This window comes from Streptomyces sp. NPDC091272, assembly GCF_044757485.1.
Classification (GTDB): Bacteria; Actinomycetota; Actinomycetes; order Streptomycetales; family Streptomycetaceae; genus Streptomyces.
The window spans coordinates 361,204-383,509 of the sequence record NZ_JBIVVC010000001.1 but is presented as its reverse complement, the minus strand read 5'-3'; the positions used below and the strand labels follow the sequence as shown (position 1 = coordinate 383,509).

The 22,306-nt window shown below is 72.9% G+C and carries 17 protein-coding genes; 7 read left to right on the top strand and 10 right to left on the bottom strand.

All coding sequences use genetic code 11. The features are described from left to right. Window positions 1-83: 83 nt before the first annotated feature. Together hemQ and hemG are read right to left on the bottom strand one after the other, a co-directional pair. Window positions 84-830, bottom strand: a complete 747-nt coding sequence (hemQ, locus tag ACIQM4_RS01405; RefSeq protein ID WP_401584372.1) for a hydrogen peroxide-dependent heme synthase — start codon at window positions 828-830, stop codon at window positions 84-86. Between the two features lie 4 nt (window positions 831-834). Next, complete coding sequence (gene hemG / locus ACIQM4_RS01400) at window positions 835-2,280, bottom strand: protoporphyrinogen oxidase (RefSeq protein ID WP_401584370.1); 1,446 nt, start codon at window positions 2,278-2,280, stop codon at window positions 835-837. A gap of 241 nt (window positions 2,281-2,521) precedes the next feature. On the opposite strand from hemG, the gene ACIQM4_RS01395 reads away from it, so the two are divergent. Both ACIQM4_RS01395 and ACIQM4_RS01390 read left to right on the top strand, forming a co-directional pair. Continuing rightward, window positions 2,522-3,568, top strand: a complete 1,047-nt coding sequence (locus ACIQM4_RS01395) for a DUF4349 domain-containing protein (RefSeq protein WP_401584367.1) — start codon at window positions 2,522-2,524, stop codon at window positions 3,566-3,568. Between the two features lie 208 nt (window positions 3,569-3,776). After that, on the top strand, window positions 3,777-5,162 hold the full coding sequence (locus ACIQM4_RS01390; protein ID WP_401584364.1) for an FAD-dependent oxidoreductase: 1,386 nt from the start codon (window positions 3,777-3,779) through the stop codon (window positions 5,160-5,162). Window positions 5,163-5,348: 186 nt separating this feature from the next. Here the strand turns inward: ACIQM4_RS01390 and hemE are convergent, their stop codons facing one another. After that, on the bottom strand, window positions 5,349-6,416 hold the full coding sequence (gene hemE, locus ACIQM4_RS01385; RefSeq protein ID WP_401584362.1) for a uroporphyrinogen decarboxylase: 1,068 nt from the start codon (window positions 6,414-6,416) through the stop codon (window positions 5,349-5,351). A gap of 91 nt (window positions 6,417-6,507) precedes the next feature. Here hemE and ACIQM4_RS01380 point away from each other — a divergent pair, with 91 nt between their 5' ends. From ACIQM4_RS01380 to ACIQM4_RS01370, 3 genes are all read left to right on the top strand, one after another. Next, window positions 6,508-7,203, top strand: coding sequence for a DUF3000 domain-containing protein (locus tag ACIQM4_RS01380; RefSeq protein ID WP_401584359.1), 696 nt, complete (start codon window positions 6,508-6,510; stop codon window positions 7,201-7,203). A gap of 242 nt (window positions 7,204-7,445) precedes the next feature. Then, window positions 7,446-8,111: a LuxR C-terminal-related transcriptional regulator gene (locus ACIQM4_RS01375; RefSeq protein ID WP_401584356.1), complete on the top strand. Its 666-nt coding sequence runs from the start codon at window positions 7,446-7,448 to the stop codon at window positions 8,109-8,111. Window positions 8,112-8,318: 207 nt separating this feature from the next. After that, a complete protein-coding gene (locus ACIQM4_RS01370; RefSeq protein ID WP_401584353.1) occupies window positions 8,319-9,602 on the top strand; it encodes an HRDC domain-containing protein in 1,284 nt (427 codons plus the stop codon). 28 nt (window positions 9,603-9,630) lie between these two features. On the opposite strand, the gene ACIQM4_RS01365 is transcribed toward ACIQM4_RS01370, so the two are convergent. The 6 genes from ACIQM4_RS01365 to ACIQM4_RS01340 form a co-directional block, all read right to left on the bottom strand. Beyond that, the gene (locus tag ACIQM4_RS01365) at window positions 9,631-10,506 is read right to left on the bottom strand and encodes an ABC transporter permease (RefSeq protein WP_401584350.1); all 876 of its coding nucleotides are present in this window, start codon (window positions 10,504-10,506) and stop codon (window positions 9,631-9,633) included. After that, entirely contained in the window at window positions 10,503-11,291 is a 789-nt protein-coding gene (locus ACIQM4_RS01360) for an ABC transporter ATP-binding protein (RefSeq protein ID WP_401584347.1), read from the bottom strand. The genes ACIQM4_RS01365 and ACIQM4_RS01360 overlap by 4 nt, the downstream gene beginning before the upstream one ends. Then, window positions 11,285-12,046 (bottom strand): PIG-L deacetylase family protein, encoded by a 762-nt coding sequence (locus ACIQM4_RS01355; RefSeq protein WP_401584345.1) that lies wholly within the window; start codon window positions 12,044-12,046, stop codon window positions 11,285-11,287. Before ACIQM4_RS01355 ends, ACIQM4_RS01360 begins: the two co-directional genes overlap by 7 nt. A gap of 89 nt (window positions 12,047-12,135) precedes the next feature. Continuing rightward, on the bottom strand, window positions 12,136-12,804 hold the full coding sequence (locus ACIQM4_RS01350) for a papain-like cysteine peptidase (protein WP_401584342.1): 669 nt from the start codon (window positions 12,802-12,804) through the stop codon (window positions 12,136-12,138). A 612-nt stretch (window positions 12,805-13,416) separates the two neighbouring features. Beyond that, the gene (locus ACIQM4_RS01345; protein ID WP_401584339.1) at window positions 13,417-14,976 is read right to left on the bottom strand and encodes a glycoside hydrolase family 3 protein; all 1,560 of its coding nucleotides are present in this window, start codon (window positions 14,974-14,976) and stop codon (window positions 13,417-13,419) included. A 99-nt stretch (window positions 14,977-15,075) separates the two neighbouring features. Continuing rightward, window positions 15,076-16,278 (bottom strand): SAM-dependent methyltransferase, encoded by a 1,203-nt coding sequence (locus ACIQM4_RS01340; protein WP_401584336.1) that lies wholly within the window; start codon window positions 16,276-16,278, stop codon window positions 15,076-15,078. Window positions 16,279-16,772: 494 nt separating this feature from the next. Between ACIQM4_RS01340 and ACIQM4_RS01335 the strand changes: the two genes are divergently transcribed. Together ACIQM4_RS01335 and ACIQM4_RS01330 are read left to right on the top strand one after the other, a co-directional pair. Further along, on the top strand, window positions 16,773-17,996 hold the full coding sequence (locus ACIQM4_RS01335) for a thiolase family protein (protein ID WP_401584334.1): 1,224 nt from the start codon (window positions 16,773-16,775) through the stop codon (window positions 17,994-17,996). Then, window positions 17,993-20,125, top strand: a complete 2,133-nt coding sequence (locus ACIQM4_RS01330; protein ID WP_401584331.1) for a 3-hydroxyacyl-CoA dehydrogenase NAD-binding domain-containing protein — start codon at window positions 17,993-17,995, stop codon at window positions 20,123-20,125. The genes ACIQM4_RS01335 and ACIQM4_RS01330 overlap by 4 nt, the downstream gene beginning before the upstream one ends. Window positions 20,126-20,241: 116 nt before the next feature. Here the strand turns inward: ACIQM4_RS01330 and ACIQM4_RS01325 are convergent, their stop codons facing one another. After that, on the bottom strand, window positions 20,242-22,278 hold the full coding sequence (locus tag ACIQM4_RS01325; RefSeq protein ID WP_401584328.1) for a glycosyltransferase: 2,037 nt from the start codon (window positions 22,276-22,278) through the stop codon (window positions 20,242-20,244). Window positions 22,279-22,306 lie beyond the last annotated feature (28 nt).

The window sequence follows — 22,306 nt, the reverse complement described above, 5'->3', positions numbered from 1 at the left end:
TTCCTGGCGAATACGCGCCAGGAACGTCACCAAGTCAAGGTTGGCGTACGGGAATCGTACGCACGGGGTACAGGACCACGGAGTTACGCGAGCCCCGCCACCAGGTCGGCGACGTCCTTGCGGCGCCCGGTGTAGAAGGGCACCTCCTCGCGGACGTGCATACGGGCCTCGGAGCCCCGCAGGTGGCGCATCAGGTCGACGATCCGGTGCAGCTCGTCGGCCTCGAAGGCCAGGATCCACTCGTAGTCGCCGAGCGAGAACGAGGCGACCGTGTTGGCGCGCACGTCGGGGAAGCCGCGGGCCATCTTGCCGTGGTCGGCGAGCATACGGCGGCGGTCCTCGTCGGGCAGCAGGTACCAGTCGTAGGAACGCACGAAGGGGTAGACCGAGACGTAGTCGCGCGGGGTCTCGTCCGCGATGAAGGCCGGGACGTGCGACTTGTTGAACTCGGCGGGGCGGTGCAGCGCCATGTTCGACCACACCGGTTCGAGCGCACGCCCGAGCTTGGTGCGGCGGAAGAGGTTGTACGCGCTCTGGAGCTCGTCGGCCGTCTCGGCGTGCCACCAGATCATGAGGTCGGCGTCGGCGCGCAGGCCCGAGACGTCGTAGGTGCCGCGGACGGTGACGTCCTCGGCGGCGAGCTTGTCGAAGAGCGCCTGGACCTCGTCGGCGTAGCCGTCGCGGTCCTCCGGCAGCACGTCGCGCAGCTTGAAGACGGACCACAGGGTGTAGCGGACGACCTCGTTGAGGTCCTTGGCCTTCTTGCCGGCGTTCGGGGCCTTGCCGTGGGCGGCGGCGGCCCCGTTCGCGGCGTTCTCCTGAGCAGTCATGTGGCTATTGTCCCGCGCCGCCTGCCGTGCCTTCCACCAGGGTGGGCGTGGCCAAGATCTCTTCCGCGATCTCCGTGGCCGCCCGCTGCCCGCTGCCGACGCAGGCGGGGATGCCGACACCGTCGTACGCGGCGCCGCAGACCCGCAGTCCCGGCAGCTTCGCGACGGCGGCGCGGATGCGGGCGACCCGGGAGAGATGGCCGACGGGGTACTGGGGCAGCCCGCCGATCCAACGGGTGACCAGGGTCTCGACGGGCCTCGCGGCCAGCCCGGTGGCGGCCGACAGGTCGCGCAGCGAGACGTCGACGAGTTCGTGGTCGTCGCGGTGCAGATGCTCCTCCTCGCCGTACCTGCCCACCGACGTACGCAGTACGAACAGGTCGGGGGCGTGCTCGCTCACCCATCCCCACTTGCGGGACGAGAAGGTGGAGGCCTTGATGGTGTGCCCGTCGACGGGCGGCACCAGGAAGCCGGACCCCTCCGGCAGCACGGCGTCGACCTCCTTGCGGGAGAAGGCCATGGTGACGAGCGCCATCGACGCGTACTCGACGGCGCGCAGTTCGGCCGCGGCGGCCGGGGACTCGTCGGCGAGCAGCGCGGCGGCGGACCAGGCGGGGGCGGCGAGGACGACGCCGTCCGCCTGAAGGGTCTCCTTGTCGGTACGGACGAGCCAGTGCGAGGGGGTGCGGGTCAGCTCCACCACGGGCGTCTCGGTGCGGATCCGGCCGCCCTCGGCGCGCACCGCGTCGGCGACGGCGCCGGGCAGGGTGCCGATGCCGCCGTCGATGCCCATGAAGACCGGCCCGGTGGCCGGGTTGGCCCCGGCGCGCCGCTGGAGTTCCCGCACACCCTCCAGCAGGGAGTCGTACGAGGTGGCCGCGTCGTACAGGGTGGGCACGGCGGCGCGCATCGACGTCCGGTAGACGTCGCCGGCGTAGACCCCGCCGAGCAGCGGTTCGACGAGCCGGTCGACGACCTCGCGGCCGAGCCTGGCGGCGACGTACTCACCGATCGCGATGTCGTCGCCCACCTCGGTACGGGGCAGGGAGCGGTCCTCCTCGATGCGGGCCAGGCCCTCGGCCGAGAGCACCGCGCCCAGTGCGGCCGGGTCGCCCGGCACGCCCATCACATGGCCCTTGGGCATCGGGGTCAGCGTGCCGCGGTTCCACAGCGAGGCGGTGGCGGTCGACGGCGGCTGGAGGCGGTCGCCGAGCCCGACCGCACGGACGAGGTCGACGGCCTCGGGCCTTCTGGCCAGCATCGATTCGGCGCCGAGGTCGACGGGGGCGCCCGCGATCTCGCCCGCCGCCAGCTTGCCGCCGAGCCGGTCGGTGGCCTCCAGCACCGTCACCCGGGCGCCGTCGGCGACCAGCCGGTGCGCGGCGGCGAGTCCGGAGACACCGCCGCCGACGACGACCACATGAGCCTGTTTCCCGTCCGTACCGTTCATGCCTCCACTCTCTCAAACCCCGTGGTGGGGACCGCTCGTGGTCGTGCCGTGACCGCGTCGTGACCGCCGAGTCCCGTCCGTGACCGGTTCGGGGCCGCTTCGGGACCGGCAGAGGGCAACCCGTACGCACGCCTCGTACGTCGAACCTGCAACACCCATCACCGTCTTCGGGGGGACCGCAATGCGTGCAGAGTTGCGTACGACAGCTCGTGGTGCAGGACGTCACAGGCGCCTGTCCTGGGTGGGCGCCGCGGTGGTCGCGGCGACACTCGCGGCCGGGGGCTGCTCGGCCGGCGGCGACGCGGGCGGTGCCAGCAAGGCGGACGGGCCCGTCCAGGCGCCGCAGAACCGGCAGCCGGCGGAGCGTGGGACTGGCGCGGGCGGCGGGGCCGCGGACCAGTCGAAGCCGGGCCCGGGGGCGGCCGGGCCCAAGGCCCCGCCTGCGGTGCAGGCCCATGTCATCCGTACCGCCGAACTCCACATCCAGGTGCCCAGTGCGACGGCGGCGCTCGCCAGGGCCCGTACGACGGCCGAGTCGGCGGGCGGTCTGGTCGGCAGCGAGTCCACCGAACGCGACGCCTCGGGACACGTCTACTCGCGCGTCTCGCTGCGCGTCCCGCAGGACAAGTACTCCGAGACGCTGACCACGCTGGAGAACAGCGGCGGCAAGCTGCTGGCCCGCAAGGCGGAGGCGAAGGACGTCACCGACCAGGTGGTCGACGTCACCAGCCGGATCAAGTCGCAGCGGGTGAGTGTGGCGAGGGTCCAGGACTTCATGGACCGGGCGGTGAAGCTGAGCGACGTGGTCTCGCTGGAGGCGGAACTCTCCACCCGCCAGGCCGAGTTGGAGTCCCTGCTCGCCCAGCAGTCCGCCCTGCGGGACAGTACGGGCATGGCGACGATCACTCTGGTCATCTCGGAGCCCGCGCCGAAGAAGAAACCGGTGGTGGTGGCGCAGGAGGACGAGCCGGGCTTCCTGGACGCCCTGGACGGCGGCTGGCAGGCGTTCCTGACGACGGTGCGGTGGATCGCGATGGTGGTGGGGGCGGTGGCGCCGTTCGCGGTGGCGCTGGTGCTGGTGTATCTGGTGTGGCGGCGGGTGGTGATGCCGGTGCGGGCGCGGCTGGCGCCGGGTGGAGGGGGGCCGGGGGGTGGCTCGGGGTTCCCGTCCCCGGACGGGAACCGGGCGGCGGGCGGCTCGGATCTTCCGCCCTCGGACGGCGAGCGGGCGGGCGACGGCTCGGGCCTCCCGTCCCCGAGGGAGGGGCGGTCGCGGAGCGAGGGGTAACGGGTGGGGCGGGGCGGTCGCGGGGCCGCCCCCTTGCCCACCCGTCCCGCCCCCGGGGGGCGGCCCCGCTGCCCAAGGAGGCTGGGGGTGGACCAGGGGGGCGGACCCGCTGCCCAAGGAGGCTGGGGGGCGGGGTGGGGGGGGTTGGGGAAATGGGTGGTGGGGAGGCCCTGGGGCGTGGGGTTGGGGGAGGCCATAGCGTGTGCGCATGACCAGTACCCCGCAGACCCTCATCGTGATCGGCGGCGACGCGGCAGGCATGTCCGCCGCCTCGCAGGCCCGCAGACTCAAGGGCCCCGACGAGCTCAAGATCATCGCGTTCGAGCGCGGCCACTTCACCTCGTACTCCGCCTGCGGGATCCCGTACTGGGTGGGCGGTGACGTCAAGTCGCCCGACGACCTCGTGGCCCGTACGCCCGACGAGCACCGCGCCCGCGAGATCGACCTGCGGATGCAGACGGAGGTCACCGAGATCGACGTCGAGGGCCGCCGGGTGAAGTCCCGCAACCTCAAGACCGGCAACGACGTCTGGACCGGCTACGACAAGCTCGTCATCGCCACCGGCGCCCGCCCGGTCCGCCCGCCGATCCCCGGTATCGACGCCCCGGGCGTGCACGGCGTGCAGAACCTGGACGACGGCCAGGCGCTGATCGACACCCTGGCGAAGACCGAGGGCCGGCGCGCGGTCGTCGTCGGCGCCGGGTACATCGGCGTGGAGATGGCCGAGGCGATGATCAAGCGCGGGTACGAGGTCACCGTCCTCAACCGCGGCGAGCAGCCGATGGCCACCCTCGACCCGGACATGGGCGCCCTCGTCAACGAGGCGATGAACGGGATGGGCATCACCAACGTCTCCAGCGCCGAGGTCACCGAGATCCTCACCGACTCCGACGGCCGGGCCTGCGGAGTCGCCACGAAGGAGTCCACCTACCCGGCGGACGTGGTGGTCCTGGGCATCGGTGTCGCCCCCGAGACCACCCTCGCGAAGGCGGCCGGCCTGCCGCTCGGTGACTCCGGCGGCCTGGTCACCGACATGTCCATGCGGGTTCGCGGGCACGAGGACATCTGGGCCGGCGGTGACTGCGTCGAGGTTCTCGACCTGGTGTCAGGGCGGCTGCGGCACATCGCCCTGGGCACGCACGCCAACAAGCACGGCCAGATCATCGGCCACAACGTCGGCGGCGACTACGCCACCTTCCCCGGCGTCGTGGGCACGGCCGTGAGCAAGGTCTGCGACCTGGAGATCGCCAGGACCGGCCTGCGCGAGAAGGACGCCCGCGCGGAGGGCTTCCAGTTCGTGACGGCGCGCATCGAGTCGACGAGCCGCGCGGGCTACTACCCGGGCGCCTCCACGATGACGGTCAAGATGACCGCCGAGCGCCGCACCGGCCGCCTTCTCGGTGTCCAGATCGTCGGCCGCGAGGGCGCCGCCAAGCGCGTCGACATCGCGGCGGTCGCCCTCACCGCGAACATGACGGTCGACCAGATGACCGCCCTGGACCTGGGCTACGCCCCGCCGTTCTCGCCGGTCTGGGACCCGGTCCTGGTCGCGGCCCGCAAGGCGGTCACGGCGGTACGCAAGGCAGGTTCCTAGCCCCACCCGGCAACGCCCGGCCCGCGAGACCCGGGCCGGGCCCGGAGACCGCGCCGCCCGGGCCGAGCCGGGCCGGAGTCCGCGGCACGGCCGGCCTGGGCTCCGCCGCACAGGCCGGCCCGCCACCTCGGCCGTGGCCGGGGCCCGTACGCCCGCGTACCGCGCCGGCCCCGCCCGCCCTGCGGCCTACTTCGCCGTCCGCGTGTGGACGTACTCAACCAGCCGCGACAGCGCGTCCGGGTCCATCGACGGCAGTACGCCGTGCCCGAGGTTGAAGATGTGTCCCTCCAGGCCCTTCGCCGCCTCCAGCACCTCGTCCGTCTTCGCCATCAGCGCCTCGGGGGTGGCGAAGAGGACGGCGGGGTCGAGGTTGCCCTGCAGCGCCTTGCCGGGGCCGACCCTGCGGGCCGCCTCGTCCAGCGGGACCCGCCAGTCGACGCCGACGACGTCCGCGCCCGCCTCGCCCATCAGCCCGAGCAGTTCGCCCGTACCCACGCCGAAGTGGATGCGCGGGACGTCGTAGGACGCGACCGCGTCGAAGACCTTCGCCGAGGCGGGCATCACCGAGCTGACGTAGTCGGCGGGGGCCAGGGCGCCCACCCACGAGTCGAAGAGCTGGACGGCCGACGCCCCGGCCTCGATCTGCACCTTGAGGAAGTCGCCCGTGATGGAGGCGAGCCGGTCCACGAGGTCGGCCCACAGCTGCGGGTCGCCGTACATCATGGCCTTGGTGTTCTCGTGGTTGCGGGACGGACCGCCCTCCACGAGGTAGCTCGCGAGGGTGAAGGGCGCGCCCGCGAAGCCGATCAGCGGGGTCTCGCCGAGCTCCTCCACCAGCATCCCGATCGCCTCCGTGACGTACCAGACGTCCTCGGGGGTCAGGTCGCGCAACCGGTCCAGGTCGGCCCTGGTGCGGATCGGGTCGGCGACGACCGGCCCGACGCCCGGCTTGATGTCCAGGTCGATGCCGATGGCCTTGAGCGGGACGACGATGTCGCTGAAGTAGATCGCCGCGTCGACCTTGTGGCGGCGCACCGGCTGGAGGGTGATCTCCTTGACCAACTCGGGCCGCATGCACGACTCCAGCATCGGAATGCCTTCGCGCACCTTGAGGTACTCCGGCAGCGAGCGCCCCGCCTGCCGCATGAACCACACCGGCGTGTGCGGCACCGCCTCGCGCCTGCACGCCTTCAGGAAGGCGGAGTCGTACGTCTTGCTCTGCGGACGGCCCGTGGGGCTTTCGTTGGCACTCACGCCCAGAATCTTCGCACGCGCGCGGAAGCACTCGTCCCGGGCCGGGTGTCTCTCCCGCTCCAGGGGCCCCCTTCCGCCTACCCTTCCCCGCATGGCTCCGGCTCAGGGACGATTTTCAGATGACGCGCACGGTCACTCGCACGGCAGGGACACCAGGGACGGTACGGAGGAGAACACTGCCCCGCTCCCCTTCCGGCAGGCGGTGGACGCGCTGGCGGCCGCCCGGCTGCGCCCCGAGGTGGAGGTCGACCCGACCAAGCCCCCCAAGCGGCTCGCTCCGTACGCCTACGCGCTGGAGGCGGCGGCGGTCGACGGCGACGAGGACCTGGCCGACGGCCGCCTCGTGCTGCTGCACGACCCGGCGGGTCACGACGCCTGGCAGGGCACCTTCCGGCTGGTGACGCTCGTACGGGCGGAGCTGGAGCCCGAGATGGCCGCCGACCCGCTCCTGCCGGAGGTCTGCTGGTCGTGGCTGACCGGCGCGATGGAGGCACGGGGGCTCTCGTACGGAGAGGCGAGCGGCACCGTGACCCGGGCGGGTTCGCACTACTTCGGCGGGCTCGCCGACCGGCGGCCCGCCACCCAGATCGAGATCCGCGCCTCCTGGACCCCGCGCGAGGGTCTCGGCGGCGTGCCGGACACGGCGTCCTACCTGGCGGCCTGGTGCGACCTGCTGTGCCAGGTCGCCGGGCTGCCGCCGGCCACGGCGGGCGGCCTCGAAACGGGGGTCCAGGGGCTGTCCGGCGTGGTCTCGCTGCCGCAGCGGCGCGGCCCGCAGTCACTCTGACGGGTCGTCGACGGGGGGCGCAGGTTGTCGGGGCCTCCCTGACGGATCATCGAACCGGTGCTCTGATCAGGGAATTCATCGATCGTCTATCCGAATTGCCCGAATTGTTACTCATCAATTCGTGATCTTTCCCTAAAGCCGGGCGGGATTGCTGCCGAAGAGGACATTGACCCTTCCAGCACGGTTCGCCCCGGCTTGACCCCCCTCGGCCGGAGCCTTCCCGCTACTCCCCCGGAGGCCTGGTGTCCGTTCTCCTTGAGCAGCCCGCAAGCATTGGCGCCTACCGGCCGAACAAGCCGACCGCCATGGTCGTCGTGGCCGATCCGCGCGTCCGCTCCACCGTCACCCGCCACCTGTGGGCACTTGGGGTACGTGACGTCATCGAAGCGTCCTCCATCGCCGAGGCCCGCCCCAGGGTCGGCAGCCCGCGCGACATCTGCGTGGCCGACGTCCACCTCCCCGACGGTTCCGGACTGACCCTGCTGTCCGAGACCCGCGCGGCGGGCTGGCCCAACGGTCTCGCCCTGTCCGCCGCCGACGACATCGGCGCCGTACGCAACGCCCTCGCGGGCGGTGTGAAGGGCTATGTCGTCACCGGCACCCGCAACAACATCGGCCAGCACCCCGGCCGCCCCGGCATGGCCCCCATCGGTGCCGCCGCCGCCCGCATGCAGCGCCGCCCCCCGGGTTCCCCGAGCCACCCGGGCGGCTACCGCGAGCTCTCCGGCCGTGAGGTCGAAGTCCTCAGACTCGTCGCCGAGGGGCAGTCCAACAAGGCCATCGGAGTCTCGATGGGCCTGTCCGCCCTGACCGTCAAGAGCCACCTGGCACGCATCGCCCGCAAGCTGGGCACGGGCGACCGGGCCGGCATGGTCGCGGTGGCCCTGCGCACCGGCATCATCCACTGAGCGGCGGGCACGGGTCCCGGCCCGGGTGAGCCTCCAGGCACCCGGCGGGCCGGCCCCGCGCACGCCTCGCAGACACCCGGGGGCCCGGCGGCGGAACGATTCGCCGCAGGGCCCCCGGGTGGTGTCCGGGCGGCGCTCGTGGCACCCCGGGCGCGCGCCCCGGTGCTCGGTCGTCGTGCCGCTGTCATACACAGATACCCTTGACGGGTGACCGACGCCCAAGAGACCGCAGCAGAAGCAGACCTGCGAACCACCGGGGGCGGCCCCCCGGACGACGTCGAACCGGCGCCGATCCCGCTGTTGGAGCCACGCGAGGGCATTCCCCCCGTCGTGGCGACGCAGGAGGCCCTCGACGAAGTGATCGCGGCGTTCGCCGCCGGAACCGGCCCCGTGGCCGTCGACGCCGAGCGCGCGTCCGGCTACCGGTACGGACAGAAGGCATATCTCGTACAGCTGCGCCGCGAGGGCGCGGGCAGTGCTCTGATCGACCCGGTCGGCTGCCCCGACCTGTCCGGCCTCGGCGAAGTGATCGCGGACGCGGAGTGGGTGCTGCACGCGGCCACCCAGGACCTCCCCTGCCTGCGCGAAATAGGCATGATCCCGACCCGGATCTTCGACACGGAGCTGGCCGGACGCCTTGCGGGCATCCCGCGCGTGGGCCTCGGCGCCATCGTCGAGAACCTCCTCGGGTACGCGCTGGAGAAGGGCCACTCCGCCGTCGACTGGTCGACCCGCCCGCTCCCGGAGCCCTGGCTGCGGTACGCGGCGCTCGACGTCGAACTGCTGGTGGACCTGCGCGACGCGCTGGAGAAGGAGCTGGACCGGCAGGGCAAGCTCGACTGGGCGCTCCAGGAGTTCCGTGCGATCGCCGAGGCGCCGCCCGCGCAGCCGCGCAAGGACCCCTGGCGGCGCACCTCCGGGATGCACAAGGTGCGCGGCCGGCGCAGGCTCGCGGTCGTACGGGAGCTGTGGAACGCCAGGGACGCCATCGCGCAGCGCCGCGACGTCTCCCCCGGCAAGGTGCTGAGCGACTCCGCGATCGTCGAGGCGTCCCTGGCGGTGCCGCTGAACGCGACCGCGCTGGCCGCCCTGCCCGGCTTCGGGCACCGGATGGGACGGCGTCAGCTGGAGCAGTGGCAGACCGCGATCGACCGGGCGAAGGCGCTGCCCGACATCGAGCTGCCGCAGCCCGGGCAGGCGGTCGCGGGCCCTCCGCCGCCCCGCTCCTGGGCCGACAAGGACCCGGTGGCGGCGGCCAGGCTGTCCGCCGCACGCGCGGCGGTCTCGGCGAAGGCCGAGGAGATCACCATGCCGCAGGAGAACCTGATCACCCCGGACACGGTGCGCCGGCTGTGCTGGGAGCCGCCGAAGCCCGCGACCGCGGAGACCGTGGCCGGGGCGCTGGCCGCCTACGGGGCGAGGCAGTGGCAGATCGAGCTGGTCACCCCGCTGCTGGTGACGGCGCTGGCGGCGCAGGCCCCGGAGGCCTGAGCCCCCGCAGGCCGCGCCGCCGACGCCGTCAGGAGTAGCGGGTCACCAGGCCCTTGCGGCGGAAGGTACGCAGCATCCGGCGCAGGGCCAGCAGGCTCAGCAGCGTCAGTACCGCGGTGCCACCTGCGGCGAGGGCGAGCTCGCCCCACGGCATCGGCGCGCCCGAGGCCAGGGTGCGGCCGACCGCGAAGACGTGGGTGGTGGGCAGCGCCTGGGCGACGGGCTGGAGGACCGTGGGCAGCGTGGTGACCGGGTAGAAGACGCCGGAGAGCGGCATCACCACCGACAGCGCGCCCCACACCAGGGCCTCCGCCCCGCTGCCGTACCGCAGCACCAGCCCGACGACCAGGAGCGCCACCGCCCAGCCGGAGGCCAGCAGCAGGGCGGCCACCGGGATCAGGCCGAGGCCGAGACGGGTGACGTCGAAGGCGTAGGCGGCGAGGGCGAGTGCGGCGACCGCGACGGTGCTCGCCGCCGTGCGCACGAGGGCGAAGAGTCCGACACCCGCGAGGTACTCCCAGTCGCGCATCGGGGTGGCCAGCAGCCCAAGGATGTTGCGCGACCAGGTCTCCTCCAGGAAGCCGGTGGCGAGCGAGATCTGGGTCTGGTGGACGAGGTGCCACAGGACGGTGCCGCTCAGCAGGTAGACGGCCACCGCGGTGGTGGCGCCCGGACCTTCGCCCGCGGCCTCGGCGGCGAACAGGCCGATGGAGCCGTACAGCAGGGTGTCCACGAGTGGCCAGACCAGCACGTCGAAGAAGCGGTGCGGGCTGCGCTTGAGCACCAGCCAGTGCCGGCGGGCCACCGCGCGTACCCGGTGGACGGAGGCGGCGGCCGGGGAGCGGAGGGCGGGGCCCTCGGCGCCCGGGGGTGCGAGGGCGTCCTGGGCGGGGCTGCTGCTCATGCGGTGGACGCCCTTTCGCTGTCGCGGGCCTTGTCACGTTCGGCGGCGAGGTGCAGGAAGACGCCTTCGAGGTCGCTGCGGCCGAAGGAGCTGGCCACGTCGGCGGGGGCGCCGTCGGCGGCGACGCGTCCGGCGTGCAGGAACACGACCCGTTCACAGAGGCGTTCCACCTCGGTCATGTCGTGGCTGGTGACCAGGAGGGCGGTGCCGCGCTCGGCGGACAGGGCGAGCAGGGCGGTACGCACCCGGAGCGCGATGTCCGGGTCCAGGGAGGCGGTGGGTTCGTCCAGGATCATCAGGCGGGGGTGGTGCAGGGCCGCCTTGGCGATGCCGACCAGGGTGCGCTGGCCGCTGGAGAGCTGGGTGCCGATGGCGGCGGCCAGGTGCTCGATGCCGAACCGCCGCAGGGCCTCGGCGACCGCCGCGTGCGGGTCGCGGAGCCCGTACAGGTCCGCGTACAGCCGCAGGTACTCCACCACCCTGACCCGGTCGGGCAGCGGCAGGTAGCCCGCGACGAAGCCGACGCCCTGCATGGCGCGGGCCCGGTCGTCGGGCAGCCGGTGGCCGAGTATCTCGACGCTGCCCGCGTCGGGTTCGACCGCGCCCAGGCACATCAGGAGGGTGGTGGTCTTGCCCGCTCCGTTGGGACCGAGCAGCCCGAGGCGTTCGCCCGTACGGACGGTGAGCGTGACGCCGTCGACCGCGCGGCCCCGCACGTACTCCTTGACGAGGTCGCGGACCACGAGCACCGGGGGACGCGGGTCGTCGGCGGCCGGGGTCAGCACGCGGGCTCCAGGGGGGTGCGGGGCTCCAGTGACCAGACCAGTTCGGCGCGCAGGGGGCCGCCGCGGGCGAGGAAGTTGCCGTGGTCGGCGGCCAGCGGCGCGAGCTGGGAGCCGTAGCACTGGACGGCTGCCCGCTTGGCGGCCCACCGGTCGTCGTCCAGGACGAGCTGGTGGCGGACGGCGGTGCGGTGGGTGCGCAGCAGGTCCTGGTACGCGAGACCGCACATCGGGCTCCGCGCGAGGGCCTTGCTCGCGGCGTCGGTGCCCCACTCCGGGAGGTGGCCGGTGTACGGGAGGTCGGCGTAGACCAGGGGCAGGGGTGCGCCGAGCCGGTCGAGGACCTGGGTGGCGCGGCGCCGGACCGCCTCGTGGTCGGGCTGGTTGCTGCCGAGCGGAACCCATACGCCGGTGCCCGGGGGCAGGCCCTGCAGGAAGGTGTCCAGGCCGGTGAGCTCGGCGCCCTGGGCGTAGGGGCCGTCGGGGTGGTCGAGCACGACCTGCTCGACGCCGATGCGGGCGCAGGCGGCGGCGTCCTCGGCGACGCGGGCGCGGTGCGCCTCGTGCGCGGAGGAGAAGCCGCAGCTGTCGTCCCACCAGGAGACGGGGGCTCCGGCGGCGGGTGCGCCGCCGTGCACGGTGACGACGGCGGTCGGGCCGGGCAGGGCGGCGAGGATTCCCGCGAGGGAGAAGACGGCGTCGTCGAAGTGCGGGGAGAGAACGACGGTGTGCCAGGGAACGCGCGGTACGGCGGGCATGAGGTGGTGTTCCTCCTGGGGCGGCGGGCAAGGGGGCGAGGGAGCGAGGTGATGGTGAGGGGCGGGGCGGAGTGGGGGCGGGAACGGGGTCAGGAGGGCCACAGGGAGCGCGGGTCCAGGGCGTCGAACACGCGGTCCCACGCGGCGTCGGAGCCCTGCCAGCGCCCCGGCACCTCGGGAACGGTGTCCCAGACGACGCCGGGCGGCAGCGCGGCCACGCTCCCGGGCGGGGTGCGGCGCAGCCAGAGCACCGCGAACCGGTGCTGCGGCCGGCGGGACGCCAACAGGTCCCGCAGCCTGCCGAGATCGGTGTCCTTGAGCTCGTCGAAGGCGTCGTGATGGACGTAGAGAACCCGCGCCGGCGAGCGGTCCAGCTCGCGCCAGCGATCGGCGAGATACGCGAACTTGCTCCGCACAGCCGGGATTTGCTTCTCGATGTCGGCCTGGGTGATCGGTTCTCCCGGGGCGGGGTGGAACTCGTGGAAGAACCGGATCCCGGTGCCGCGGTCGTGCGCGCACAGCCCGTCGCTGAAGGGCTCGGACCGTCCGGGCAGCAGTACGTCCCGGAAGTCGGTGTCGAGGAGTGCGAGCACCGACTCGAAGTCGAGGTCGAGCCAGTCGAAGAAGTGGGCACGTTCCTCGCCGGTGATGCGGCGGATCTGATGGGTCGACTCGCAGTGGTACCCGAGCCCGGCACAGACGTCGTACGGGGCCGGGGGGCGCGGGGCGGGGCGGGACGCGGGGGGCACCGGGGTCACACGGCTCTCCAGTTCAGGGTGGGGGAGGGGGGGAGGAGGGGAGGAGGGGAGGAGGGGAGGAAGGCGCAGGCCGGGGCCGCGCGGGCAGATGCGGCCCTGCACGGGTTCAGGTGCGCGGGCCGACCCGGGGGCGGCGGCCGGTGGGCCGCTTCGCCGGGGTCATCCTGCGGGTTCGGGTGCGCGGGGGCCGGCCCAGAAGCGGCCGGTGGGCAGCTTCGCCGGGGCGGTCCCGCGCATTCGGGTGAGCGGGGCCGTCCCGGAGGTGGCCGGTGAGCAGCTCCACCCGAGCGGGCCCTCGGTCGCAGGTGCGCGGGGGCCGGCCAGAAGCGGCCGGTGGGCAGCTCCGCCCGAGCGGGCCCTCGGTCGCAGGTGCGCGGGGGCCGGCCAGAAGCGGCCGGCGGGCAGCTCCGCCGCGCGGACCCTCGGTTGCAGGTGCGCGGAGGCCCAGAGGCGACCCGTGCGCCGTTCCACCGGGGGCGGCCCCTCGGTCACAGGAGCGCGGAGGCCCAGAGACGACCCGCGGGCCGTTCCACCGGGGCGGCCCCTCGATCACAGGAGCGCGGAGGCCCAGCGGCAACCGGCGGGCAGCTCCGCCCCGGCGGTCCCGCGGGTTCAGGTGCGCAGGGGGCCGGCCCAGAGGCGGCCGGTGAGCAGCTCTGCGGCGGCCATCGCGTTCGCGAGTCCGGCGCCACGGGTCAGGAGGGTCGGCGCGGTCGGCGCAGGGACGGGCGTCAGGCCCATCTCGACGGCGATCAGGCCGGGCCGCCTGGCCCGCAGGGCGGCCAGCGTCTCCTGCTGCCAGGGGTCACGCGCGGCGTCCCGTACGACCACGACCACCGGGCCGTACCCGTGCTCGCCACCACGCCCGTCCTCGCCAAAATGCTCGCCACCGCGCCCATCTCCGCCCGCGTCCCCGCCTTCGTCCCCCGGCAACGGAATCCGGCGGTGGTCCGTCCCTGGCTCGACATCGGTGGCGGAACCGAGCCGGCCGAGCCGCTCCAGGCTGTGCGCCAGTCCCCAAGGGGCCTCTCCCACCGCCAGGTTGGCGCCGACAACCAGCCGCAGGACGTGCACGGGCCCTGTCCGCGGCAGGACCGGGAGCCCCACACCGGTCAGGGCACGCCTCGCGGCGGCGAGGCCGACGCCGACCGGGTCCAGAGCGGTGCGGGCGACGGCAGCGGAGGGGGCCGCCCAGGCACGCAGGTCCGCGATCCTGGCGGCGGCCTCCTCCAGCCGGTCACGCGCCAACTCCCCCGTGGCGAGGGCGCGTTCCACGGCCTCGTACACCTCGGGCAGGATCTTCTCCCCGTCCGTCGCGCCGAGCAGGACCAGGTCGACGCCCGCGGACCAGGCGAGCACGGCGGCCCCGCCGAAGCCCCAGCGGTCGAGGATGGGTGCCATCTCCAGTGCGTCGCTGATGACGACGCCTTCGTAACCCATTTCCTCGCGCAGCAGCCCGGTGACCACGCGCCGGCTCAGGGTGGCGGGCAGGTCGTCGACCTGGGGCAGCCTGATGTGACCTGTCATCACCGCCTTGGCCCCGGCCGCGAACCCCTCGGCGAAGGGCGGGAGTTCGAGCGCACGCAGCGAGTCGAGCGGACGCGGGATGTCCGGCAGCCAGGAGTGCGAGTCGGTGCCGGTGTCGCCGTGGCCCGGGAAGTGCTTGAGGGTGGCGGCCACCCCGCGCCCCTGGAGACCGGCCACGAAGGCACGTGTGTGCCGGGCGACCAGGCCGGGGGCCGCGCCGAAGGAACGTACGCCGATGATCGGGTTGGCGGGCCGGGAGTTGACGTCCGCGCACGGTCCGAGGCAGAGGTTGACGCCGGCGTCCCGCAGGTCGTCGGCGACGGCCTCGGCCACCTCCCGGGTCAGGGCGGTGTCGTCCACGGCTCCGAGGGCGTGGTTGCCCGGGTAGACGCTGCCCCGGTGGTAGTCGAGCCGGGTGACGTCACCGCCCTCCTCGTCCAGGGCGATCAGCGCGTCGGGGCGCACCGCGCGCAGCGGATCGACGATGTCCGTGCGGAGCGGGCCGCCGGGTGGCAGGAGGTTGGTGCCGAAGAGCCCGACCCCGGCGAGGCCCTGGTCGAGTGCGCGTTTGACCCAGTCGGGCGGAATCCGCCCGTCGTACGCGGGCAGCAGGCAGGCGTTCACCAAGGACACGAGAGAACTCATCGAAGGTCACCTTCGGCAGAGGGGGGTGAGTCATCAGGGCAGCGTGTTCGCGGAGCCCTCAGGCGGCCGGTCGGCAGGACGACAGGTCGACAGGTCGCGTCACACGATCGACCTGCGCAGCACCAGCCCGGTACTTCCGCGCTTGCTCAGATAGGCGCGTCCGCCGCACACCGGCTCCAGGGCCGGGGCGACCAGCACGCTCTCGTCCACCAGGTGCCACCGGGACGTCCCGGCCAGCCACGGGCGGACGCGCTCGGCCAGTGCGGCGGGTTCGAGGGCCAGGAACACGACATCGGTCGGCAGGTCGTCGAGGAGGTCCAGTTCCTGGCCGTAGTAGAGCATTTCGACCAGGAGGTACGCCGCCCCCGGCAGCCGTCGTGTCCGCGCCAGCTCCTCCAGCGGGTCCGCGTGCACACGCACCCCGTCGTGGCCCGTGGCGACGTTCCCGGTGAGCCGCGCCCGGAAGAGGGCGTTGGGTTCGGTCGCGTCGACCTCGAACCCCTTGGCGGCGAGCCGCACCGTGAGCGCGCCCTCGCAGGCACCCGCCTCGACCAGCTGCCCCCCGTCGGGCTCGCGGTGCCGGGCCACCCACGCGGTGGTGGCGTCCAGCCTGGTCCGCTCGTAGGCGGAGGTCTCGAACTCCCACGGGTCGGCGACCGTGGCCGCCTCCTCGTCGAGGCTGGCCAACAGGGCGTACAGGCCCTCACGTTCGCGCGGCCCCGCTGTGGTGAAGAAGCGCTCCGTGGCCGGTACGCGCGCCGTGTAGACCATCGTCTCGGGCTCGTCCGAGCTCAGCAGCGCACCGCAGTGCCGGTTGACGAAGTCAAGCTTGGCGGCGACCTGGGCCCGGTCCAGCGGACGGTCCTCGTCGCTGACGAACTGGAGGTACGGGGAGTAGCCGACGGCGTGCCGCACCGGCAGCCCGTGATCCCCGGCCGCGACGTCCCGGCCGATCCGCCCGCGACCGCGGCGGTTGTCCGCGGGCGAATGGGTCCACACCCGGGCGCCGCGCTCGCCGGCGGCCTCGCGGAGCAGCCCGGACAGCTCCTGCGCACCCGGCGGGGCGCTGTGCGCCTGCGGCGGGCGCACGTGCGGGGCCAGGGCGGCCAGCCGGTCGGCCAGGGAGCCACCGGCCGGCAGGTCCACCCACTGCCCGGTGTCACAGCACAGCACCCGGATCTCTCCGCGGGGCCCCGCGCCGGGCACGGGATCCACAGCCGTGGGCCCGCCGAGTACGGAGAGGAAGTCGAGGGCCGCGTCCTCGGCCCTCGACACCACCACCAGGTCGAGTACGTCTTGCACGGTCCATCCCATCGGCAGGCTGAGCACAGCAGAGGCAGAGGCAGAGGCAGAGGCAGAGGCAACGCGGGGCGAAGGCCCGGGCGGGCGAGCGGCCGGGCACGGTGGAGAGGGGCGGGTCGAAGCCGTTTCGCGGGCCGGATGCGCACGATCTTGAGCCGAGCCTAAGGGCTACCGAGCGGTATGGTCCAGACCAATTTTTCGGCCGGAAACGGGAACCGGAGGGCCCGAAATCCCGTACGGGGCAACCGAGTCCGGACCCCGGGAAGCGCGTCCCAACACGACGACCGCGGCCCGTTGCACAGGGCGCAGCGGCGACTTTCCGCCACCCGGAAGGGCTCCGCGGCGACCGGTGGAGAGTGTGACCTTCGCCGCTCCGGCCGTGGGGGCTGGGCAGCCTGGTTACTCGTAAGTAGCATGGGGCAGTGCGGTGCGCCCACCTCGGCGTACCGCGTACCGGCAGCAGCACCACCCCGCACCCCGGAGGAGAGCCAATCGTGCCTCGTACCGTCAGGGACGTCGTCTTCGTCGACGGCGTCCGCACCCCGTTCGGCAAGGCGGGCCCGAAGGGCATCTACCACGAGACCCGGGCCGACGACCTCGTCGTGAAGGCGATCCGGGAGCTGCTGCGCCGCAACCCGGACCTCGACCCCGCGCGCGTCGACGAGGTCGCTATCGCCGCGACCACCCAGATCGGCGACCAGGGCCTGACCCTGGGCCGCACCGCCGGCATCCTGGCGGGTCTGCCGACCTCCGTGCCCGGCTTCTCCATCGACCGCATGTGCGCCGGCGCGATGACCGCCGTGACGTCCGTCGCGGGCGGCGTGGCCTTCGGCGCGTACGACATCGCCCTCGCGGGCGGCGTCGAGCACATGGGCCGCCACCCCATGGGTGAGGGCGTGGACCCCAACCCGCGCTTCGTCTCGGACAAGCTGGTCGACGAGTCCGCGCTCTTCATGGGCATGACCGCCGAGAACCTGCACGACCGCTACCCCGGCATCTCCAAGCAGCGCGCGGACGAGTACGCGGTGCGCTCGCAGGAGAAGGCCGCCAAGGCGTACGCCGACGGCAAGATCCAGGCCGACCTGGTCCCCGTGTCGGTGCGCCGCACCAACGCCGAAGCGGGCGAGACCGGTTGGGGCCTGGCCACCGCCGACGAGCCGATGCGTCCGGGTACGACCCTGGAGTCGCTGGCCTCCCTGAAGACCCCCTTCCGCCCGCACGGCCGGGTCACCGCCGGTAACGCCGCCGGTCTGAACGACGGCGCCACCGCGTCCCTGATCGCCGCCGAGGACGTCGCGCGCGAGCTCGGTCTGCCGGTCAAGATGCGGCTGGTCTCCTACGCCTTCGCGGGCGTCGAGCCCGAGGTCATGGGCATCGGCCCGGTCCCGGCGACCGAGAAGGCCCTCGCCAAGGCGGGCCTGTCGATCGACGACATCGGCCTGTTCGAGATCAACGAGGCCTTCGCCGTCCAGGTGCTGGCCATGCTCGACCACTTCGGCATCCCCGAGAACGACCCGCGCGTGAACCAGTACGGCGGTGCCATCGCCTTCGGTCACCCGCTCGCCTCCTCCGGCGTGCGTCTGATGACGCAGCTGGCCCGGCAGTTCGAGGACCAGCCGCACGTCCGCTACGGCCTGACGAGCATGTGCGTCGGCTTCGGCATGGGCGGCACGGTCATCTGGGAGAACCCGCACTTCAACGGAGGCGACGACAAGTGAGCACCACCACCACCGATCTCCTGAAGGGCGCGGCCGAGCTGTTCCCGGACGAGGTCGTCACCCAGGCGCACGTACGCCACCTCGAACTCCCGGGCGGCGGCGGCAACTTCGCCCTCATCACCCTGGACAACGGCCTGGACCACACCAAGCCGACCACCTTCGGCCCGCAGTCGCTGGCGAACCTGAACGCCGCCGTCGACCAGGTCGAGAAGGAGGCCGCCGAGGGCACCATCGTCGGCATCGGCATCACCGGCAAGCCGTTCATCTTCGCGGTCGGCGCCGACCTCAAGGGCGTGGAGCTGCTGAAGCGCCACGAGGACGCGCTCGCCATCGGCAAGGGCGGCCACGACGTCTTCCGCCGCCTCTCCCACCTGGCCGTGCCCACCTTCGCGTACTACAACGGTGCGGCGATGGGCGGCGGCGTCGAGGTCGGCCTGCACTGCTCGTACCGTACGGTCTCGACCTCCATCGCGGCCTTCTCGCTCCCCGAGGTCTTCCTCGGCCTGGTCCCGGGCTGGGGCGGCTGCGCGCTGCTCCCGAACCTGATCGGCGCCGACCGGGCCGTCTCGGTCATCATCGAGAACTCGCTGAACCAGAACCGCCAGCTCAAGGGCGGCCAGGTCTTCGAACTCGGCATCGCCGACGCCATCTTCGAGGGCGCCGACTTCCTGGAGCAGTCGCTGCTCTGGACCTCCGCGGTCCTGCGCGGCGAACTCCAGGTGCAGCGGCCGGAGATCGACCGCGGCGAGGGCTGGGACGCCGCTGTCGCACGCGGCCGTGCCGTCGCCGACTCCAAGGTGCACGGCGCGGCCCCCGCCGCCTACCGCGCACTCGACATCATCGAGGCCGCCAAGTCCGGCGACCTGGCGGCCGGCTTCGACGCCGAGGACCAGGCGCTCGCCGACCTGATCATGGGCGGCGAACTGCGCGGCGGCATCTACGCGTTCAACCTGGTGCAGAAGCGCGCCAAGCGCCCGGCCGGCGCCCCGGACAAGAACCTGGCCCGCCCGATCACCAAGGTGGGTGTGGTCGGTGCGGGTCTGATGGCCTCGCAGCTCGCGCTGCTGTTCCTGCGCCGCCTTGAGGTGCCGGTCGTGCTGACCGACATCGACCAGGAGCGCATCGACAAGGGCGTGGGCTACGTCCACACCGAGATCGAGAAGCTGCGCGGCAAGGGCCGGATCAACCAGGACAAGGCCAACCGCCTCAAGGCCCTGGTCTCCGGCGTGCTGGACAAGGCCGACGGCTTCGCCGACGCCGACTTCATCATCGAAGCGGTCTTCGAGGAGATGTCGGTCAAGCAGCAGGTGTTCGCCGAGGTCGAGGCGGTCGCCCCCGCCCACGCGGTCCTCGCCACCAACACCTCCTCGCTCTCCATCACGGAGATGGCATCGAAGCTGAAGAACCCCGAACGGGTCGTGGGCTTCCACTTCTTCAACCCGGTCGCGATCCTGCCGCTCCTGGAGATCGTCCGCGGCGAGAAGACGGACGACGCCTCGCTGGCCACGGCCTTCGGTGTGGCCCGCAAGCTCAAGAAGACTGCGGTGCTGGTGAAGGACGCCCCGGCGTTCGTCGTCAACCGCATCCTGACCCGCTTCATGGGCGAGATCCAGAACGTCATCGACGAGGGCACCCCGGTCGCCGTCGCCGAGAAGGGCGTCGAGCCGCTGGGTCTGCCGATGTCGCCGCTGGTCCTCCTGGAGCTGGTCGGCCCCGCCATCGGCCTGCACGTCTCGGAGACCCTGAACCGCGCCTTCCCTGACCGCTTCACGGTCTCGCCGAACCTGGCCGCGGTGGTCAAGGCGGGCAAGCGCGGCTTCTACGTCTACGACTCCGGCAAGCCGGAGCTGGACCCCGAGGTCGCGGCGCTCCTCAAGCAGGGCGACACCGTCCTGACCGAGGAGCAGGTGCGTACCCGGGTCATGGACGCGGTCGCGCAGGAGATCGCGCTGATGCTCGACGAGGGTGTCGTCGCCGAGGCCCAGGACATCGACCTCTGCCTGATCACGGGCGCGGGCTGGCCCTTCCACCTGGGCGGCATCACGCCGTACCTGGACCGCGAGGGCTTCTCGGAGCGCGCCGCCGGGAGGAAGTTCCTGCCGCAGGGCGTAGCGAGCGTTCCGGCATAACGCCGCCGCACAGCAGCCGGGAGGCGGGCCGCACGGAGACTTCCGTGCGGCCCGCCTCCCGGCATTTTCGCGGGTCCGTCTATTTGATTGGTCCGTCGGTTCCGCGGTTCCGTCGCTCAGCCGAGGTCGTGGTGCACGGCCACCGAGAGGTCGTGCTGATCCGTGAAGTACGCGACCGCGCGGTGCGTTCCCCGCTCCGTGGTGAGCAGCCCGTGCGGGTACTTCTCGACGCGCTTGCGGTCGATGAAATCGCCCGACAGCTTGCCCAGTCGCGCACGCGCGGCGGGGCTGCCGGAGGGCCCGGAGCTCACCCACATGTCCCAGATGTCGGACTGCTGGGACGGGGCGTGGTCGACGAGGGTCCGGTGCGGGACCGAGACCGTCAGCAGGTCCTGGCCGGCCCGGTGCGCGGGCAGTTCGAGCAGGATGTCGGGCCGGGTGCGGTGGCGCAGCAGCACGGTGGGTGCCTGGGCCGGATCGTCACCGCGGTGCGCCGGTTCGCCGCCGCACAGCGTGACGCTGACCGTCAGGGCGTCCGCCCCCACGTGCAGCTGACGCACCTCGGCGTGGTGCGGGCGGTACCAGGTGCGGACCGCGACGAACCCGTCCATCGTGCGGTACGGGATGGCGTGCGACGCCCCGTCGGCCCGCACCGACGGCCCCCGGGTCGCGAGGTGCCGCAGCTCCACGGGCCCGGCGACCACGCGCCGCTCCTGCTGCCCGGCCTCGTCGTCGAGGTAGAGGTCCCAGATGCCCTCGTGCGGCCGGAGCAGCGCCGGGTCCACCACCGCTTGCGCGCAGTGGCTCCCCCGGGCCTCCTCCGCACCGTCCGCGGCCTCTTCGGACAGCGGGAAGGTGACCTCTGCCCGTACCTCGCCGCGCAACCTGGCGGTCAGCCGGCTGCCGGGCCCGACCGGGCCGTAGGAGGTGAAGGCGAGCTGCAGCCGGCCGTCGGGGGTGGCCCGGCAGCGGGCCTCGGCGCGCAGGCCTCCCTGCCGGGAGGCCCCGGTCCGTGCGCGCTCCCGCAGCAGCTGGTCGAAGAGGGCGTCGTAGCGCTCCGCGTTGCGGTCAGGCGAAAAGCGCAGCGCCTTCGCGCGGGCCGCCCGGCCCATGGACCGGCGCTTGTCCTCGTCGTTGATGAGGCTGAGCAGTCCGGCGGCCAGCGCCGCGTCGTCACCGACCGGGACGAGCAGGCCGTCCACCCCGTGGTCGATGATCTCCCTGGGCCCGAAGGGGCAGTCGGTGCTGACCACCGGCAGGCCGGCGTGCATGGCCTCGATGATGTTCATGGGGAGCGCCTCGGACCTGGAGGAGGAGGCCGCGATGCTGCCCTTGGGCCACTCCGGCTCGATGGGCGAGTAGGCGCCCATCAGCTTCACGTGGTTGTAGAGGCCCAGCTCGTCGATCAGCGCCCGCAGTTCCGCCTCCTTCTGGCCCGCCCCGTAGATCCGCAGCGACCAGTCGGGGCGCTCGGTGGCGACCCGTAGGAAGGCCCGCACCAGCACGTCGTACCGCTTCACGTCGATGAGGCGGCCCACGGCCAGCACGATCCTGGAGTCGCCGTCGGAGGGTTCGGCGGTGGGCCGCGGCACCCCGTTGGGGATGCTGAAGATCTTGTCCTTCAGCTGCGGCAGGACGTCCCGATAGACCTGAGCGTCGTTCGAGGACACCGTCACGAAGGCGTCGAGGTCCTTGATGACCGCGTTCTGCGCGACGCGCTGGGCGGGGATCTGCGAGTCGTGGGTGAGGTGTTCCTGCCCGATCCGCAGGTACCCGTTGTCACCGAAGTGCGAGAGGTACATGTTGAGCACCGGACGGGTGCCGATGACCACGTCCGCGCGCGTCGAGTGCAGGTAGGACTCCACCCGCTCGTCCAGCAGCCGGGTGTAGAGGCTGGAGAAGGAGGGCGAGTCGGGCAGGATCGCCGACGGCTGGGAGGCCAGCGGGTTGTCCCGGTCGCTTCCCGCGTGCAGGTCCACGAGCGGCACGATCCGCACGCTCCGGTCGACGGCCACCCGCGGGGTCTCCCGGCTGCGGAACATCGAGACGATCTCGACCTCGTGCGTCTTCGCCATGGCTCGGGCGAGGTTCACGGTGGCACTCACCGTGCCGCCGAATCCGTAGACGTCGTGAATCAGGAAAGCGACCTTCATGGACTGCGCACTTCTCCTCGGTACGGCG

Bases quoted from the DNA above. Each gene is read 5' to 3' on its own strand.
- hemQ (WP_401584372.1), bottom strand. From the start codon at position 830: ATGACTGCTCAGGAGAACGCCGCGAACGGGGCCGCCGCCGCCCACGGC.
- ACIQM4_RS01365 (WP_401584350.1), bottom strand. From the start codon at position 10,506: ATGAGCAGCAGCCCCGCCCAGGACGCCCTCGCACCCCCGGGCGCCGAG.
- ACIQM4_RS01390 (WP_401584364.1), top strand. From the start codon at position 3,777: ATGACCAGTACCCCGCAGACCCTCATCGTGATCGGCGGCGACGCGGCA.
- ACIQM4_RS01380 (WP_401584359.1), top strand. From the start codon at position 6,508: ATGGCTCCGGCTCAGGGACGATTTTCAGATGACGCGCACGGTCACTCG.
- ACIQM4_RS01325 (WP_401584328.1), bottom strand. From the start codon at position 22,278: ATGAAGGTCGCTTTCCTGATTCACGACGTCTACGGATTCGGCGGCACG.
- ACIQM4_RS01345 (WP_401584339.1), bottom strand. From the start codon at position 14,976: ATGAGTTCTCTCGTGTCCTTGGTGAACGCCTGCCTGCTGCCCGCGTAC.
- hemG (WP_401584370.1), bottom strand. From the start codon at position 2,280: ATGAACGGTACGGACGGGAAACAGGCTCATGTGGTCGTCGTCGGCGGC.
- ACIQM4_RS01355 (WP_401584345.1), bottom strand. From the start codon at position 12,046: ATGCCCGCCGTACCGCGCGTTCCCTGGCACACCGTCGTTCTCTCCCCG.